The sequence below is a fragment of the Actinomadura sp. HBU206391 genome, assembly GCF_014323665.1.
Lineage (GTDB): Bacteria > Actinomycetota > Actinomycetes > Streptosporangiales > Streptosporangiaceae > Actinomadura_C.
This window is the reverse complement of the sequence record NZ_JABVEB010000009.1, coordinates 63,738-78,918: the sequence shown is the minus strand read 5'-3', so window position 1 is coordinate 78,918 and position 15,181 is coordinate 63,738. Positions and strand designations below refer to the sequence as shown.

At 70.2% G+C, this 15,181-nt stretch carries 15 protein-coding genes; 10 read left to right on the top strand and 5 right to left on the bottom strand.

Going from position 1 to position 15,181, the window contains the following annotated elements:
- Positions 1 to 98: 98 nt before the first annotated feature.
- Both HKK72_RS06575 and mca read right to left on the bottom strand, forming a co-directional pair.
- Complete coding sequence (locus tag HKK72_RS06575) at positions 99 to 386, bottom strand: hypothetical protein (RefSeq protein WP_187233343.1); 288 nt, start codon at positions 384 to 386, stop codon at positions 99 to 101.
- A complete protein-coding gene (gene mca / locus HKK72_RS06570; protein WP_222720414.1) occupies positions 386 to 1,240 on the bottom strand; it encodes a mycothiol conjugate amidase Mca in 855 nt (284 codons plus the stop codon). The genes HKK72_RS06575 and mca overlap by 1 nt, the downstream gene beginning before the upstream one ends.
- Before the next feature lie 264 nt (positions 1,241 to 1,504).
- Here mca and HKK72_RS06565 point away from each other — a divergent pair, with 264 nt between their 5' ends.
- Together HKK72_RS06565 and greA are read left to right on the top strand one after the other, a co-directional pair.
- Entirely contained in the window at positions 1,505 to 1,888 is a 384-nt protein-coding gene (locus HKK72_RS06565; RefSeq protein WP_187233341.1) for a DUF4307 domain-containing protein, read from the top strand.
- A gap of 118 nt (positions 1,889 to 2,006) precedes the next feature.
- Positions 2,007 to 2,507, top strand: coding sequence for a transcription elongation factor GreA (gene greA, locus HKK72_RS06560; protein ID WP_187233340.1), 501 nt, complete (start codon positions 2,007 to 2,009; stop codon positions 2,505 to 2,507).
- 283 nt (positions 2,508 to 2,790) lie between these two features.
- On the opposite strand, the gene HKK72_RS06555 is transcribed toward greA, so the two are convergent.
- Positions 2,791 to 3,180 carry a hypothetical protein gene (locus HKK72_RS06555; RefSeq protein ID WP_187233339.1) on the bottom strand — a complete coding sequence of 130 codons (390 nt, stop codon included), beginning with the start codon at positions 3,178 to 3,180 and terminating at the stop codon, positions 2,791 to 2,793.
- 68 nt (positions 3,181 to 3,248) lie between these two features.
- On the opposite strand from HKK72_RS06555, the gene HKK72_RS06550 reads away from it, so the two are divergent.
- From HKK72_RS06550 to HKK72_RS06535, 4 genes are all read left to right on the top strand, one after another.
- A complete protein-coding gene (locus tag HKK72_RS06550) occupies positions 3,249 to 4,211 on the top strand; it encodes a ribonuclease Z (RefSeq protein WP_187233338.1) in 963 nt (320 codons plus the stop codon).
- Between the two features lie 110 nt (positions 4,212 to 4,321).
- Entirely contained in the window at positions 4,322 to 5,194 is an 873-nt protein-coding gene (locus HKK72_RS06545; protein ID WP_187233337.1) for a glycoside hydrolase family 16 protein, read from the top strand.
- A gap of 28 nt (positions 5,195 to 5,222) precedes the next feature.
- Positions 5,223 to 7,217, top strand: coding sequence for a thioredoxin domain-containing protein (locus HKK72_RS06540; RefSeq protein WP_187233336.1), 1,995 nt, complete (start codon positions 5,223 to 5,225; stop codon positions 7,215 to 7,217).
- A gap of 213 nt (positions 7,218 to 7,430) precedes the next feature.
- Positions 7,431 to 8,597 carry a C40 family peptidase gene (locus tag HKK72_RS06535; protein ID WP_187233335.1) on the top strand — a complete coding sequence of 389 codons (1,167 nt, stop codon included), beginning with the start codon at positions 7,431 to 7,433 and terminating at the stop codon, positions 8,595 to 8,597.
- Here the strand turns inward: HKK72_RS06535 and HKK72_RS06530 are convergent.
- Positions 8,585 to 9,229, bottom strand: a complete 645-nt coding sequence (locus HKK72_RS06530) for a TetR family transcriptional regulator (RefSeq protein WP_187233334.1) — start codon at positions 9,227 to 9,229, stop codon at positions 8,585 to 8,587. The two genes, HKK72_RS06535 and HKK72_RS06530, sit on opposite strands and share 13 nt — an antisense overlap.
- Positions 9,210 to 10,748, bottom strand: coding sequence for an MFS transporter (locus HKK72_RS06525; RefSeq protein ID WP_187233333.1), 1,539 nt, complete (start codon positions 10,746 to 10,748; stop codon positions 9,210 to 9,212). The genes HKK72_RS06530 and HKK72_RS06525 overlap by 20 nt, the downstream gene beginning before the upstream one ends.
- Before the next feature lie 115 nt (positions 10,749 to 10,863).
- Here HKK72_RS06525 and HKK72_RS06520 point away from each other — a divergent pair, with 115 nt between their 5' ends.
- From HKK72_RS06520 to HKK72_RS06505, 4 genes are all read left to right on the top strand, one after another.
- Positions 10,864 to 11,385, top strand: a complete 522-nt coding sequence (locus HKK72_RS06520) for a hypothetical protein (protein ID WP_187233332.1) — start codon at positions 10,864 to 10,866, stop codon at positions 11,383 to 11,385.
- Between the two features lie 89 nt (positions 11,386 to 11,474).
- Positions 11,475 to 12,278 (top strand): isoprenyl transferase, encoded by an 804-nt coding sequence (locus HKK72_RS06515; protein WP_187233331.1) that lies wholly within the window; start codon positions 11,475 to 11,477, stop codon positions 12,276 to 12,278.
- A 132-nt stretch (positions 12,279 to 12,410) separates the two neighbouring features.
- Positions 12,411 to 13,766 carry a PhoH family protein gene (locus HKK72_RS06510; protein ID WP_187233330.1) on the top strand — a complete coding sequence of 452 codons (1,356 nt, stop codon included), beginning with the start codon at positions 12,411 to 12,413 and terminating at the stop codon, positions 13,764 to 13,766.
- 726 nt (positions 13,767 to 14,492) lie between these two features.
- On the top strand, positions 14,493 to 15,101 hold the full coding sequence (locus tag HKK72_RS06505; RefSeq protein ID WP_187233329.1) for a lytic transglycosylase domain-containing protein: 609 nt from the start codon (positions 14,493 to 14,495) through the stop codon (positions 15,099 to 15,101).
- Positions 15,102 to 15,181: the final 80 nt, after the last annotated feature.

The following is a 15,181-nucleotide window of genomic DNA, read 5'->3' as shown; positions in this document are numbered from 1 at the left end:
GGGCCGGAGCTCACGGCAGGCCGGTTCCGCGGGCCGGTCTCACGTTCCGATCTCACGGGCTCGTGGCGCGAGCCCGGCCCACGGGGCGGCTCCGCAGATCAGTTCTGCGGGTCGCCGTCGTCCTTCTGAGCGTCATCGGCATCGCCGGAGCCGTTGCCCGGCGGCTGCTCGTTCGCCCGCCGCTGCTCCCACTCGGCCTGTTTGAGGTCCTGCTCCCGCGGAGCCTGGATCCGGGAGATCTGCTTGTTCATCGACTTGATCAGGAAGACCAGGGCGAGCCCCAGGGCGACGACGACGAGGAGCCCGAGGACCCCCGGAGTGACCGAATCCTCGTCGACTCCGGCCAGTGCCGCCAAGGGCATCGCACCGGTGACCGGGACGAGCACTAAAGACACACCCTCTCGCTGACGCCGGTGAACAGATCGTCCTCCGGCAGTTCGGTGTCCACCAGTGAACGTGCCAAATGGTAGTCCTCGGTGGGCCAGGCCTCGCGCTTGACCTCCAGCGGGCAGGCGAACCAAGGCCCGTCCGGGTCGATCTGGGTCGCGTGCGCCAGCAACGCCCGGTCCCGCGTCGCGAAGAAGTCGGCGCACGGGACCTTGGTGGTGATCTCCCAGGTGAGCGGCTTGTCGACCCATGAGGCGAGGAGCTCGGCGTAGGGGCTCTCCAGGCCGGCGGCGATCATCGCGTCGTTCTCGGCGGTGAACCGCTCCTTGTGGAAGGTCAGGTGGTAGTAGAGCTTCAGGGGCTGCCACGGCTGCCCGGCCCCGGGGTAGCGATCCGGATCGCCGGCCGCCTCGAAGGCCTCCACCGAGACCTCGTGGGTCTTGACGTGGTCGGGGTGCGGATAGCCGCCGTTCTCGTCATAGGTCAGGATCACGTGCGGCCGGAACTCCCGTACGGCACGGACGAGCGGTTCGGCGGCCACCTCCAGGGGCTGCAGGGCGAAGCAGCCATCGGGCAGCGGCGGCAGCGGGTCGCCCTCGGGGAAACCGGAGTCGACGAAGCCGAGCCAGCGCTGCTGCACGCCGAGGATCTCCCGGGCCCGCGCCATCTCCCGTTCGCGCACCGCCCCGATGTCGGCCTTGATCTCCGGCCGGTCCATCGCCGGGTTCAGGATGTCGCCGCGCTCTCCGCCGGTACAGGTGACGACGAGGACCTCGACCCCTTCGGCGACGTAGCGGGCCATGGTGGCCGCGCCCTTGCTGGACTCGTCGTCGGGATGCGCGTGTACGGCCATCAGCCGCAGCTTGGCCGGGCCGGACGCCGCGGGCAATGACTCAGGCACCTGGGTCTCCCTCTGCAAACCATGTCGTGTCGATGGGTGGATATGCGATGTGTAGTTATGCATGGACATCCGTCCGGGCCCTGCCGCGCGCAGCCGCGTGGTGCCCCGATCAGGGCGGCTTCGGTCACGGCGTACAGGGGGTCTGTGCGGGGGACCGGCCCCCGCAGGCGACAATTGTCCCTGACAACGCCGCGACCACGCAGAGGGATTCCCGCCATGGCGATGAGCGACACCGAGGCCCGCACGCCCGCACGCCGCCGATTCAGCCCGGGCCTCCTGATCATCGGCCTGGTGGCGGCGGTCGCGGCGTTCGGCTGGGCGTACGTCATGGCCCATGTGAACCAGACGCCCGGCATCGTCGCCCAGACAGTGACCTTCCGTGTCCTCAGCGACTCCAGAGTCGAGATCAACTTTAGCGTGACCAAGCCGAGGGACAGCGAGGTGCGGTGCGTCATCAGCGCGGTCGACACCGACTTCGCCGAAGTGGGGCGCGCGGAGATCCTCGTACCCGCCGGCACCGAGCGTCTCAGCGCCGAGCGGCAGCTGCAGACGTCGTCGCACGCGACCGCCGCGCAGGTGAAGGACTGCGTGGCGCTGTAAACCCTCTGGCGTGGAAGTTCGCTGGTTGCGGCCGAGGATATGAGGGAACCTTTACCCTCATACACCGGATAGGCTTGAGGTTTAATCCGGCCGCATTTCACGTGGATGAGGAGTACCCGTGACCGAGACCCGTGCTGACAACGTCTCCTGGCTCACTCAGGAGGCGTACGACCGGCTCAAGAACGAGCTGGATCATCTCTCGGGATCCGGCCGCATCGAGATCGCCCAGAAGATCGAGGCCGCCAGGGACGAAGGGGACCTGAAGGAGAACGGCGGCTACCACGCCGCCAAGGAGGAGCAGGGCAAGATCGAAGGCCGTATCCTCCAGCTCCGCCACATCCTCGAGAACGCCCGGGTCGGTGAGGCGCCGCGCACTGAGGGCGTCGTCGGCCCCGGGATGACCGTCACCATCGCCTTCGCCGGCGATGATGAGGAGGTCACGTTCCTGCTGGCCTCGCGCGAGGAGAGCGGCTCCCCGATCGACGTGTACTCGCCTAAGTCCCCCCTCGGCGCCGCCATCAACGGCAAGAAGGTGGGCGAGACGGCCTCGTACACGCTTCCCAACGGGCGCAACATGACCGTTGAGATCATCGACGCCACGCCCTACGCCGGATCCTGATCCGCCGGAGGTCGATGCGTAGAACAGGTCGAGTCGAGGCCGGTCACCGTCCCGCTGACCTGTACTCGGTACGTAGGTGACCGGCACCGAAAGGTACGTAGGTGACCGGTCGCGTCATATGCAGTCGATGCCGGGCATGGCCTTCCATGCCCGGCATCGCGTTGCGTGGCCATACGCGGCCATACGGAGCGCAGCGAGACCACATCCGGCCGCGCCTTGTCGCTTTTGCCGTATAAGTGGGAGTTCGGCCGAGTAGGGGGTCGAGCGGAGATAAATCGCGGGATCAGTCGCGCTCGCCGATATTGATGCCGGAGATGTCCCGTGCCTGGATGACGTTGCCGACCTTGGCCGAGCCGCCCACATTGTTGGTGATGATGTCCCCGCCGCCGGCGGGCCGCTCGACGTCGGCGAGCCAGTCGCGCAGCTCGTCGGCGAATTCTGGATCGCGTCGGGCCTCGGCGGCGAGCGCCTCGGCCAGCGTCTCGACGCGGGCCCGGTCGCCCGGGTTCCGTTCCAGTTCACCGGCCGTCTCGGCGGTCTCGGAACGCCGCCCGAAGGTCTGCCGGACCAGCCCGGTGAGTGCCGTCCACGTCTGCCGGCCGGCCTCACCGCTCGCCCCGTCGAGGACTTTCACCAGTACGGCGACAAGCGCCGAAGCCGTGATCGGATCCATCGTGCCTCCAGACGACGTGACAGGACCTCCCGCTCAGAGTAAGCCCCGCGCACGGCATCATGGGGCGCATGTCCCCGCGCGATCTCGTCGTTCTCGGCTCCGCGAGCGCCGTACCGACCCGGACCCGTAACCACAACGGATATCTCCTGCGCTGGGACGGTCACGGGCTCCTGTTCGACCCCGGCGAGGGAACCCAGCGGCAGATGGCGCACGCCGGGGTGTCGGCCCACGACATCACCTGGATCTGTGTCACCCACTTCCACGGCGACCACTGTCTGGGCGTGCCCGGCATCGTGCAGCGGATCGCCAGGGACGGCGTCGCGCATCCGGTGGACGCGGCCTTTCCCGCGAGCGGCGCCGAGTACTGGCGACGGCTCAGGAACGCGTCCGTCTTCCACGACACGGACGTGATCCGGGAGCGGCCGCTCGCCGGCGAAGCGGCCCTGCTCGACACCGGCGACGCACCGTTCACGCTCACCGCACGCCGGCTCTCGCACCCGGTGGAGGCCTACGGGTACCGGCTGGAGGAGCCGGACGGCGTCACGATGGTCCCCGCGGAGCTGGCGGCCAGGGGCATCACGGGTCCGCTCGTGCGCCGGCTCCAGGAGGAGGGCCGGGTGGTCGCACCGGACGGCCGCACGGTCACGCGGGAGGAGTGCAGTGTGCCGCGCCGGGGGCAGAAGGCGGCCTTCGTGATGGACACCCGCCTCTGCGACGCCGTCCACGAACTCGCGGCGGACGCCGACCTGCTGGTGATCGAGTCCACCTTCCTGGCGCAGGACGAGGGCCTGGCCGCGGAGTACGGCCATCTCACCGCCGCGCAGGCCGGCCGGATCGCCGCCGACTGCGGTGTGCGGAGCCTGGTGCTGGCCCACGTCTCCGAGCGCTATGGCGTGGAGGACGAGCCGCGCTTCGTCGAGCAGGCGGCCGCCGCCCACGATGGCGAGACCGTCCTCGTACAGGATCTGGATCGGATCCCGGTGCCGCCCCGCCGCCGGCCGCCCGAGGGGCCGATAACGCCACAAGGGTGAGAAAGACGCCCAGTGGGTGGCGCGCAGAGTGGGGGAACGGGCGGGAAGGGATCGAGGCTCAAAAGCCAACCTCGCCCCGACGGCCGGGTCGGATCTGTTCCCATGGGGCCATGTTCTCAGCAGACGCGCGCCGTCGACTGGCGGCATCAGGGCTGGCCTGCGCGGCCATGATGAGTTCGTCGGCGATGTCGGCCGCCGCCCGGGCCGGCGTACTCGGGCCGGCCGCTCCGCCGCCCGGTCCCGGGGCCGGCGACTCCGGTGGCCGTCGCGTGGCGACGGCGATCGGGAGCGTTCGGGGCGGGGGCCCATCGGCCGGGTGGGGGAGGCCGGTGCTGACCGAACACTTCGGCGGCACCCGGCTGGACGCCCGGAAGTGGGCGGTCTACCACTCCCCGCAGGTGCGCGAGAACCCCCGTACGGCGTCGGCGGCGCGGGTGTCGGGCGGACGGCTGCGGCTGACCGGCGGGATCTATCGGGGCAGGGACCTGTCCGGCGGAGTGGCCTCGCGCCTCCACCAGAGGTACGGCCGGTGGGAGGTGCGGATGCGCGCCGAGCGCGGCGTGGGCTATTCGGCCGTCGCGCTGCTCTGGCCGAAGCGCTTCGGGGATCCGGAGTTCGCGGAGATCAACTTCGCCGAGGTGATCGACCCGACGCGGCGGACGGTCGGGTTGTTCGTCCATCGCGGGCCGGACGACGACCAGAGGCGGCGCCTGATCGCCGCCGACTTCACCCGCTGGCACACCGTCGCGGTCGACTGGCTCCCGCACCGGCTGAGCTTCTGGCTCGACGGCAGGCAGGTCTGGACCTACCGCGGCCCGCTCATCCCCCAGCGCACGCCGATGGGTCTCGCCCTGCAGAACGATCAGGTCTGTGACCGCGGCCCGGGATTCTGCCGCGACCGTACGACGCCCAGGTGGGTGACCATGGACGTCGACTGGGTGCGCGTCTACCGGCCGCCCGAACGTGGGAGGCGGGCCGGGTAGGCCGGGCCGGGTGAGGCAGTATCAACGTATGAACCGGCTGAAGGACGCGACGAGCCCCTATCTGCTCCAGCACGCGGACAACCCGGTGGAATGGTGGCCGTGGTCGGCCGAGGCCTTCGAGGAGGCGCGGCGGCGCGACGTGCCGATCCTGCTCAGCGTGGGCTACGCGGCCTGCCACTGGTGCCACGTCATGGCGCACGAGTCCTTCGAGGACGCGGCCACTGCCGAGCGGATGAACCGGCTGTTCGTGAACGTGAAGGTCGACCGCGAGGAGCGCCCCGACGTCGACGCCGTCTACATGGAGGCGACCCAGGCGATGACCGGCCAGGGCGGCTGGCCGATGACGGTCTTCATGACCCCGGACGGTCATCCGTTCTACTGCGGCACGTACTTCCCCCGCACGCAGTTCCAGGCCCTGCTGAAGGGCGTCACCGAGGCGTGGACCGAACGGCGCGACGAGGTCGTGCGGCAGGGGCAGCAGGTGGTGACCGCGCTGACCTCGCGAGGCCCGGCCCTGTCCGGTGGCGAACCGCCGACGGCCGAGCGGCTCACCCAGGCGGCCCGGGCACTCGGGCAGACCTATGACGCCGAGCGCGGTGGCTTCGGCGGCGCCCCGAAGTTCCCGCCGTCGATGGCGCTGGAGTTCCTGCTCCGGCACGAGGCGCGCACCGGCGAGGGCGACGCCGGCGAGATGGCGGCGCACACCCTCGAGGCGATGGCCCGGGGCGGGATCTATGACCAGCTCGGCGGGGGGTTCGCGCGGTACTCCGTGGACGCCGGCTGGGTCGTGCCGCATTTCGAGAAGATGCTGTACGACAACGCGCTCCTGGCCCGGGTCTACGCGCACTGGTGGCGGATGAGCGGATCCCCCCTCGCCGAGCGGATCGCGCTGGAGACCTGTGACTGGATGCTGCGCGACCTGCGCACCGCCGAAGGCGGCCTGGCCTCCGCGCTCGACGCCGACAGCGAGGGTGAGGAGGGCAAGTACTACGTGTGGACCACCGGCGAACTGCGCGAGGTCCTGGGCGAGGACGACGCGGCCGAGGCGGCGCGGCTGTTCGGCGTGACCGAGGCGGGCACGTTCGAGCACGGGGCGTCCGTGCTGCGGCTTCCCGCGGATCCGGCCGACCGCGGGAACCACGACACGATCCGAGCCGCTCTGCTCGCGGCGCGCGCGAACCGGGTGCCGCCGGCCAGGGACGACAAGGTCGTGGCCGGCTGGAACGGCCTGGCGATCGCCGCGCTGGCCGAGTGCGGCGCCCTGCTCGATCGGCCCGATCTGGTCGAGGCCGCCGAGGAGGTCGCCCGGCTGGTCGAGACCGTCCACCTGAGCGGCGCGCGGCTGGTCCGTACCTCACGCGACGGGGCGGCCGGCGCCAACGCCGGGGTGCTGGAGGACTACGCCGACGTGGCCGAGGGCCTCATCGCCCTGCACGGCGTCACCGGCGACCCGCACTGGGTGGCCCTGGCGGGAGACCTCCTCGACACGGTCCTGGACCATTTCGCCGACGGCGCCGGAGGTTTCTTCGACACGGCCGACGACGCCGAGGAACTGTTCCGCCGGCCGCAGGACCCCACGGACAACGCGACCCCCTCCGGTCAGTTCGCGGCCGCGGGCGCACTGCTGTCGTACGCCGCTCTGACCGGTTCCGGACGTCATCGGGACGCGGCCGTCGCGGCGCTCGCGCCGGTGTCGCTGCTGGCCGAGCGGCACGCCCGGTTCGCGGGGTGGGGGCTCGCCGTGGCCGAGGCGCGGCTGTCCGGCCCGCTCGAGGTAGCCGTCGTCGGCGATCCCGGCGACGAGCGCACCCGTGCGCTGCACACCACCGCGCTCATGGCCTCCGCGCCCGGGACGGTGGTGACCCTCGGCCGGCCCGGCGTCGAGCGGCCGGAGGTGCCGCTGCTGGAGGGGCGCGGCCTTGTGGACGGCGCGCCGGCGGCGTACGTGTGCCGCGACTTCACGTGCCGCCTTCCAGTGACCCTGCCCGCGGATCTCGCCCGGGAGTTGCGCGGCGACGGCTGACCGAGTTGGACGTATTGCCGACCTCGTGACCTTGATCTCTCAAGGCCTCGGGTGTTACCAATGGTTGCGCAGGTGCGGTGGACGGATCCCGTTCGCGAGTGCGGGAACCCCACGCCCGCCGGGCCTGAGGCGTCCCGCGGCGCCTGGACGTTCGTGCGTATGTAGGTCATAGTCGTTGAGCCGGTCCGAACAGAGTTACCAAGGAGTGTTGCTGTGCGCAGGCCGAGCCGCCGCGTCCTGCCGACGGTCATCGGCGTCTCCGTGGTTACGACGCTCGCCACCAACGTGGCGGTGGTGGTGGCGCACTCACAGGGGTCCGGCCCCGCCGAACGCCCAGGTGGCAGGGAGAGCTTCGTCGCCGCCTCAAGCGGCTCCCGGCTCGCCCCCTCGGCCGTCGCGCCGCTCAAGAAGCGGCTGACCCCCGATCTGCTCGTGGCGGCCCCCGCCAGCCTCCCCGCCGACGCCGCCGCCAAGGTGCAGGGCGTCAAGGGCGTACGGGCGGCCGAGGTGGTCGACGCCGCACAGGCGCTCGTCGCCGGCAAGCGGGTGGGACTGCTGGGCGTCGAGCCCTCGACCTTTCGCGCCTTCACTCCGCGCCCGACCGCCGAGTCGGACGCGCTGTGGCGCAATGTCGCCGCCGGAGACGTCGCCATCTCGTTCACGATGGGCAGCGACGGCGGCGTGAAGCTCGGCAGCCAGGTGCCGATCGGCGGCAGGCAGCGCCAGACCCAGACCCGGGTCGGCGCCTACGCCACCATGGGGATCGGTGAGATCGACGCGGTCGTGTCCCGGCCCACCGCCCAGTCCTTGGGAGTTCCCGGCGGAAACGCCATTCTGATCAGCGCACCCAAGACCGACCTGACCAAGCTGACCAGGCAACTGCGCCGCGTGCTGCCGCGGCAGGCGCGGACCCTGCGGCTCAACCCGCAGCTCGACACGCCGTCCGCCCGAACCGGTGCGCTGCCGAGGGCCCGCGGTCAGGTGCTCACGCGAACGCAGGTCATGGTCGCCATCCAGGCCGCGCAGAGCAAGCTCGGCATGCCGTACGTCTGGGGTGGCGAGTCCGACAGTGAAGGCGGCTACGACTGCTCGGGCCTGATGCAGTACGCCTTCGCGCGCGCCGGCGTACGGCTGCCGCGCGTGGCCGCCGACCAGGCCCGCGCCGGCTGGGTGATCCCGTTCAGCAAGGCGCAGCCAGGTGACCTGCTGACCTGGGCCAATGACCCGACCGCGCCCGGCTACATCTCGCACATCGCCCTCTACATCGGCGGCGGCCGGATGGTCGTGGCGCCGCGCACGGGCGACGTCGTGAAGATTGCCCCGGTGAACTTCAACAACTTCAAAGGCGCGATCCGGATCAACCCGCGCTACGCGGGCTGATCGTCGAGGGGGCAGCCGGCGGCTAGGAACTCCAGGGCGCGGTCCACGAGCTCGGGCAGATCCTCGACGGCGCCGTTCTCGGCCCACCTGATCATGACGGCCTGGAGCGCCCCGATGACGGCCTGGCCGAACACCTGCACTTCGAAGTCGTCCCGTGGGCGGCCCACGCGCTCGGACACCAGTTCCAGGAACATGCGGTAGGTGTCGTGCAGGCTCGCGTCGAACGACCTGGCCCGCAGCGCCGGTACGGACAGGATGAGCAGGACACGTGCCGTGATCATTTCCCGGTCGGACGCGTAGGCGTGCTCCAGCACTTGGCGGAACATCCGGCGCATGGCCTCGACGAGCGTCAGCTCCGGAGGCTGCTCCCGGAACACCTCGGCCATGATGGGGTCGTACTCGTCGGTGACCACGACGTCTTCCTTGGTGGGGAAGTAGCGGAAGAACGTGCTCGGAGAGATCTCCGCCGCCTCGGAGATCTGCTCCACGGTGGTGGCGTCGTAGCCCTGTTCGATGAAGAGCCGGAGGGCGTGTTCCTGAATCGCCCTCCGGGTCTTCAGTTTCTTGCGCTCACGCAGGCCGAGCCGCTCGAAGTGGCGGTCGAGGGATTGTTCACGGGGCGGCGTACTCATACTCCGATTCTCCGGCACGATCGCGTCCGCGGGTGCGATCGGCCCGTCGACCGGGCAGGAACGACCACGTGAGCACGGCGCCGGCCAGCCCGGCCAGCGCGCAGACGACCAGGAGCCGGTCCATGCCATGGACATACGCCTCCTGCGCGGACCTGAGCAGGCCGGGATCTCCCAGCCGCAGGGCGACCGAGGTCGCACCGCCCACCGACTCGCGGGCGCTGTCGGCGGCCGCCGGGGGCAACCCGTCCACCGGCACCCGGTCGCGGTAGGTCGCGGCCAGCAGGCTGCCGAGCCCGGCGACGCCCAAGGCGCCGCCGACCTGCCGGATCGTCTGGACCAGACCAGACCCGACGCCGGTGCGGCCGTCGGGGAAGGTCGCCATCAGGGCGTCCATGGCCGGCACCATGGCCAGCCCGCTTCCGAGCCCGACGATGGTGAACCAGGCGGCGGTGAACACGTACTCGTCGGCCACGGTGGTGCGGCTGCCCCAGGCGAGGCCCGCGGCGAGGACGAGGAGCCCGGTGACGATGACCGCCTTGTGGCCGGCGCGCGGGGCCACCCGGTCGGTCACGACGGCACCGGCCATCAGCCCGATCATCATCGGCAGCAGTCTCAGACCGGTGCCGAGAGCGTCGTTGCCCTGGACGCTCTGCAGGTACTGGGGCACGACGAAGAGCACCCCCATGAGCATGAAGGACACGAACGTCGCGGCGACCGTGGCCCACAGGAACACCGGGTCGCCGAACATCCTGAGGTCCATCATCGGATGCGCGGTCCGGCGCTCCCATCCGGCGAACAGGGCGAGGAGCGCCAGCCCGCCGCCGACCGCGAGGAGCACCACGGGGTCGGACCAGCCGTCGACCGGCGCTTCGATGACGCCGTAGACGAAGGCCACCAGCCCGGCCGCCGACAGCAACGCTCCGACTCCGTCCACGTGGGACGCCTCGGGATCGCGGGACTCCGGCAAGAGCACGGCGATGGCGATCACGGCCGCGACGATGATCGGCACGTTGACCAGGAAGATCGAGCCCCACCAGAAGCCGTCGAGCAGCCAGCCGCCGACGATGGGGCCGAGAGGCAGCCCCACCGCGACAGAGGCCGTCCAGATCGCGATGGCCCGGCTGCGCTCCTCCGGCGGAAAGATCACCGGCAGCGTGGACATGGACAGGGCGGTGATGATCGCTCCGCCGACGCCCATGAGGGACCGTGCCGCGATGACCTGTCCCGGTCCTTCGGCGAGGGCGCCCGCCAGGGAGGCCGCAGCGAACACGGCCATGCCCGCCAGCAGCAGGCGCTTACGGCCGAACCTGTCGCCCAGCGCGCCCGCCGGCAGCAGCGTCGCGGCGAACACGAGGATGTAGGAGTCGACGATCCACTGCAGCTCGGTCGTCCCCGCTTCCAGTTCCGACGAGAGCGTGGGCAGGGCGACGTTGAGGATGGTCGTGTCGAATCCGATGACCAGCAGGCTGAGCACCAGCGCGCTCAGCGCCCACCACCGGCGTGGCTCGGGTGAGGTCATGACATCAGCTCCCGATCAGTAGTTTGATCCAAATGAGAGTAACTCTCAAAAGCGAGATAATGTCAAACAACGGAACGCTCTTGGCTGTGCTCAGATTCGATGTAATTATGATTACGTGACTACTAGCGAAGCGACCAAAGAGCTGCGTGGCTGGTTCTCCGGGCGGTTGCCCGCCGAGTGGTTCGAGGGAGGCATCGAGGTCGTCCTCGACCGGGAAGAGGTCAGCGTGATCGGGCGGCTGCCCCTGCCCGAGCTGGCCTCGGACATCCCGGAGGCCGAAAGGGCCGCCGCGATGGCCGGCCGCATCCAGCGGTTCCGCGAGGAGACGCGCGAGCGGCGCATGGGGATCGCCCGCGAGGCCGAGCAGAAATTCGGCCGCCGGGTCTCGTGGGGTGCCGAGTGCGGTGACGAACGTGAGATGTTCACCACGCTCTCTGTGCCGGTCATGACCCGGCTCCGCCAGAGCGAGCGGCGGGTGCTCGACACCCTCGTCGAGGCCGGCGTCGCGCGGAGCCGCAGCGACGCGCTCGCCTGGTGCGTACGCCTCGTCGGCAAGAACGCCGACGAGTGGCTCGCTGAACTCCGCGAAGCCCTCCAGCACGTGGAACGGGCCCGCGCAGCCGGTCCGCACATGTGACCCAGGGCAAACCCAGCCCACGAGCCGGACGTTCCGGGCGATAATTGGCTGTCGTTCTCACGGGGGGGCCGTTACGCGGAGGAGTGTCCATGGGTGTTCGTCGGGATGCGACGAGAGGTCCGCTGATCAGGGGACCACTACGTGATTTCCTCTACCGGCTGTACGAATGGCGGGTCGGGACGTCGCTGCCCACGGACATCACCCCCCGTCACGTCGGCGTCATCCTCGACGGCAACCGGCGGTGGGCCCGGTCGATGGGGCTCGCCGACGTCAACACCGGGCACCAGCGCGGCGCTGACAAGATCTCGGAACTGTTGCAGTGGTGCACTGAGGCCGATGTCGAGGTGGTCACGCTCTGGCTGCTCTCGACCGACAACCTGACCCGGCCGGCCAAGGAGCTCAACCCGCTGCTCGAGATCATCGAGAACACGGTGGAGCAGCTCGCCGCCTCGGGCTGGAACGTCAGACCGGTCGGTGCGCTGGACCTGCTGCCCGACAAGACCGCACGTGTCCTTAAAGATGCCGGTGAGGCCACATCTGGCGCCCCTGGACTGATTGTGAACGTCGCGGTTGGGTATGGAGGTAGACGTGAGATCGCTGATGCGGTGCGCTCTCTGCTCTTCGAGCAGGCGAGCAAAGGCACCAGCATCGAGGAACTCGCCGAGGTCCTCGATGTGGAGCACATCGCGGAGCATCTCTACACGCGCGGTCAGCCCGATCCTGACCTGGTCATTCGTACGTCGGGAGAGCAACGCCTCTCCGGCTTCATGCTCTGGCAGAGCGCGCACTCGGAGTTCTACTTCTGCGAAGTCCACTGGCCGGACTTTCGCAAGGTGGATTTCCTGCGCGCGCTCCGTTCCTACGCCGCGCGGCACAGGCGTTACGGTTCCTGATCCACTGGTGGGGACTGTGACGGGTGTCACTGTCCGAATCCGGAGGACCGGCCGTAGCGTGGAATCAGGTTTCCTCCCCGAGGTAGGGGCGTCGGCACCCGGATCCGTCCGGCGACGCCCGAAGGAGAGCGAGTGGTCACTTCCTCCTCGCGCCGTGTCTCCCCCCAGCCTGCTGGCACGGATCGGCGCACGTACGTCCTCGACACCAGCGTTCTGCTCGCCGATCCGGGGGCGATAGCCCGGTTCGCCGAGCACGAGGTCGTACTTCCCATCGTCGTCATCACCGAACTCGAGGCCAAGCGCCACCACCCCGAGCTGGGGTTCTTCGCCCGTGAGGCGCTGCGCAAGCTCGACGACCTGCGATTGGAGCACGGCCGTCTCGACGAGGCCCTTTCCGTCGGCGATCAGGGCGGCACGGTCCGGGTGGAGCTCAACCACTCGGATCCGAGCGTGCTGCCCGACGGCTTCCGGCTGGGTGACAACGACACCCGCATCCTGTCAGTGGCCCGCTGGCTCTCCCTGGAGGGTCGCGACGTCGTGCTCGTGTCCAAGGATCTGCCGCTGCGGGTGAAGGCCGCATCGGTCGGTCTGGCCGCGGAGGAGTATCGCGCGGAACTGGCGGTGGTCGAGTCCGGTTGGACCGGCATGCACGAACTGGAGGTGACCGACGAGCAGGTCGAGCAACTGTACGAGTCCGGCCGGCTCGAACCGGAGGCGGTGCTGGGCGCCGACATCGGCGATCTGCCCTGCCATACCGGTCTGCGGCTGCTCTCCTCGAAGGGCTCGGCTCTGGGCCGGATGCTGCCCGACAAGTCCGTGCGTCTCGTTCGGGGCGACCGTGAGGTGTTCGGGTTGCGCGGCCGTTCGGCGGAGCAGCGGGTGGCGCTGGACCTGCTCTCGGACGAGGACGTCGGCATCGTGTCGCTCGGTGGCCGGGCGGGCACCGGCAAGTCGGCGCTCGCGCTCTGCGCGGGCCTCGAGGCCGTGCTCGAGCGGCGGCAGCACCGCAAGGTCGTCGTCTTCCGGCCGCTCTACGCCGTGGGCGGGCAGGACCTCGGTTACCTGCCCGGGTCGGAGAACGAGAAGATGTCGCCCTGGGCACAGGCCGTCTTCGACACCCTGTCGGCGGTGACCACGCCAGAGGTCATCGAGGAGGTTTTGGACCGTGGCATGCTCGAGGTGCTGCCCCTGACGCACATCCGCGGCCGTTCGCTGCACGACGCCTTCGTGATCGTGGACGAGGCGCAGTCACTCGAACGCGGCGTTCTGCTGACGGTGCTCTCGAGGATCGGCGCGGGGTCCAGGGTGGTGCTGACCCACGACGTCGCACAGCGCGACAACCTCCGGGTCGGCCGGCACGACGGGGTCGTCGCCGTCGTCGAGAAGCTGAAGGGCCATCCGCTCTTCGCTCATGTGACGCTGACCCGGTCGGAGCGCTCACCGATCGCGGCCCTCGTCACCGACCTTCTCGGCGACGTCGGGGTGTGATCGCAGGCGGTCTCGCGGCCGAGCGACGCCGAGGATCGCCGGATCGAGCATCGCGGGCGCTTCCGGGTGCCACGTCGATGCGGTCCGTCGTCTCCTCCGCTCCTCGCCGGCTCCGAGACCGCCCCGCCGCACCTTTGATCAATCACGGTCTGTCCTGCGGCAAACCCGTTCCGCGACAATGTGACTAATGCCACATCGGGCTCGTTAATTCACTAGAACCGCTGGTCTCCCTGCGGTTTCGCCGGTTCGGCGAGGTGGTTGACAAAACGGCCACCTGGCCCCCTGGTCATGTTCCGGTTGCGAGGCCCCCCCAGGAGTCGGGCAGTGTGGGGCGCCGTAAGCACCCCCGGGTGCGTGAGGCGCAGCGCGGCCGCCCCTGAACGCCGCGAACTGACCGCATCGCACCGCAGGCATGACGCTCTCCCGGGACGCCCGGGCGTGATCGCGCCGGGGGGTGACCGCACTCGTGCGTGTGCCCATGCGCGCCCGACCGTCGGAAGGACCGCCTTGTACGGAGGCCATCACGGGTCGTCCCCTAGGCGAGACAGTCGACAGTACGAAGAACTCGCGGACTTCAAGTCCGGCGCCCAGGAGGCGGTTCCCGCCTCTCCGGGTTACCTCACCCCTCACGTCGATGTGAGAGTCGCAGGCGCGCCTCTCGAGCAGACGCGCGGCGAGGACATCGGCCGGCCCCAGAGGCGTCAGCGCCTCATCAGGATCGGCGCGGTGGCGGCCGCCGCGATCGTGGTCGTGGGCGGTGGCGCGGCCGGCGCCATGGCCATGACGGGCGGCTCGGACAAGCAGACGGTCGCTCCAGCCCCGCTCGCCGACGGCGCGGGCGACCAGCCCTCGGCGGCCGATCTGCAGGCCGCGGAGGACGCGCGCCTCAAGCTCGCGGCGCAGCGCGCCTCTCGGGACGCGCGCAAGGACTCCGTCCGGCGGCCCGTGCTGGCCCTGAAGGGCACCCCGCTGCCCTCCAAGACGCCGGAGGACACCCCGGGCGCCCCGCCGTCGGCGGGCAACCCCGTGCCGGCCGGTGAGGCACAGCGGATCGCCAAGGCGCTGCTGCCCGATTTCGGCTTCAACCCCGCGAGCCAGTTCGGCTGCCTGGTGGAACTGTGGCAAAGGGAGAGCGGCTGGCGGGTGACCGCCGCCAACCCCTCGGGCGCGTACGGCATCCCGCAGGCCAAGCCCGGCAGCAAGATGGCGACCGCCGGACCCAACTGGCAGACCAACGCGACGACCCAGATCAAATGGGGCCTCGGTTACATCAAGTCCCGCTACAACACCCCGTGCGGAGCCTGGGCGGCCTTCAACCGGCAGGGCTGGTACTGAGCCGGCCCTAAGCCGCGAGCCCGGCCTCGGCCGGCGTCATCCCCGGGCACGCCGTCCCCAGAGGGCGGGGCGTCGCCCGG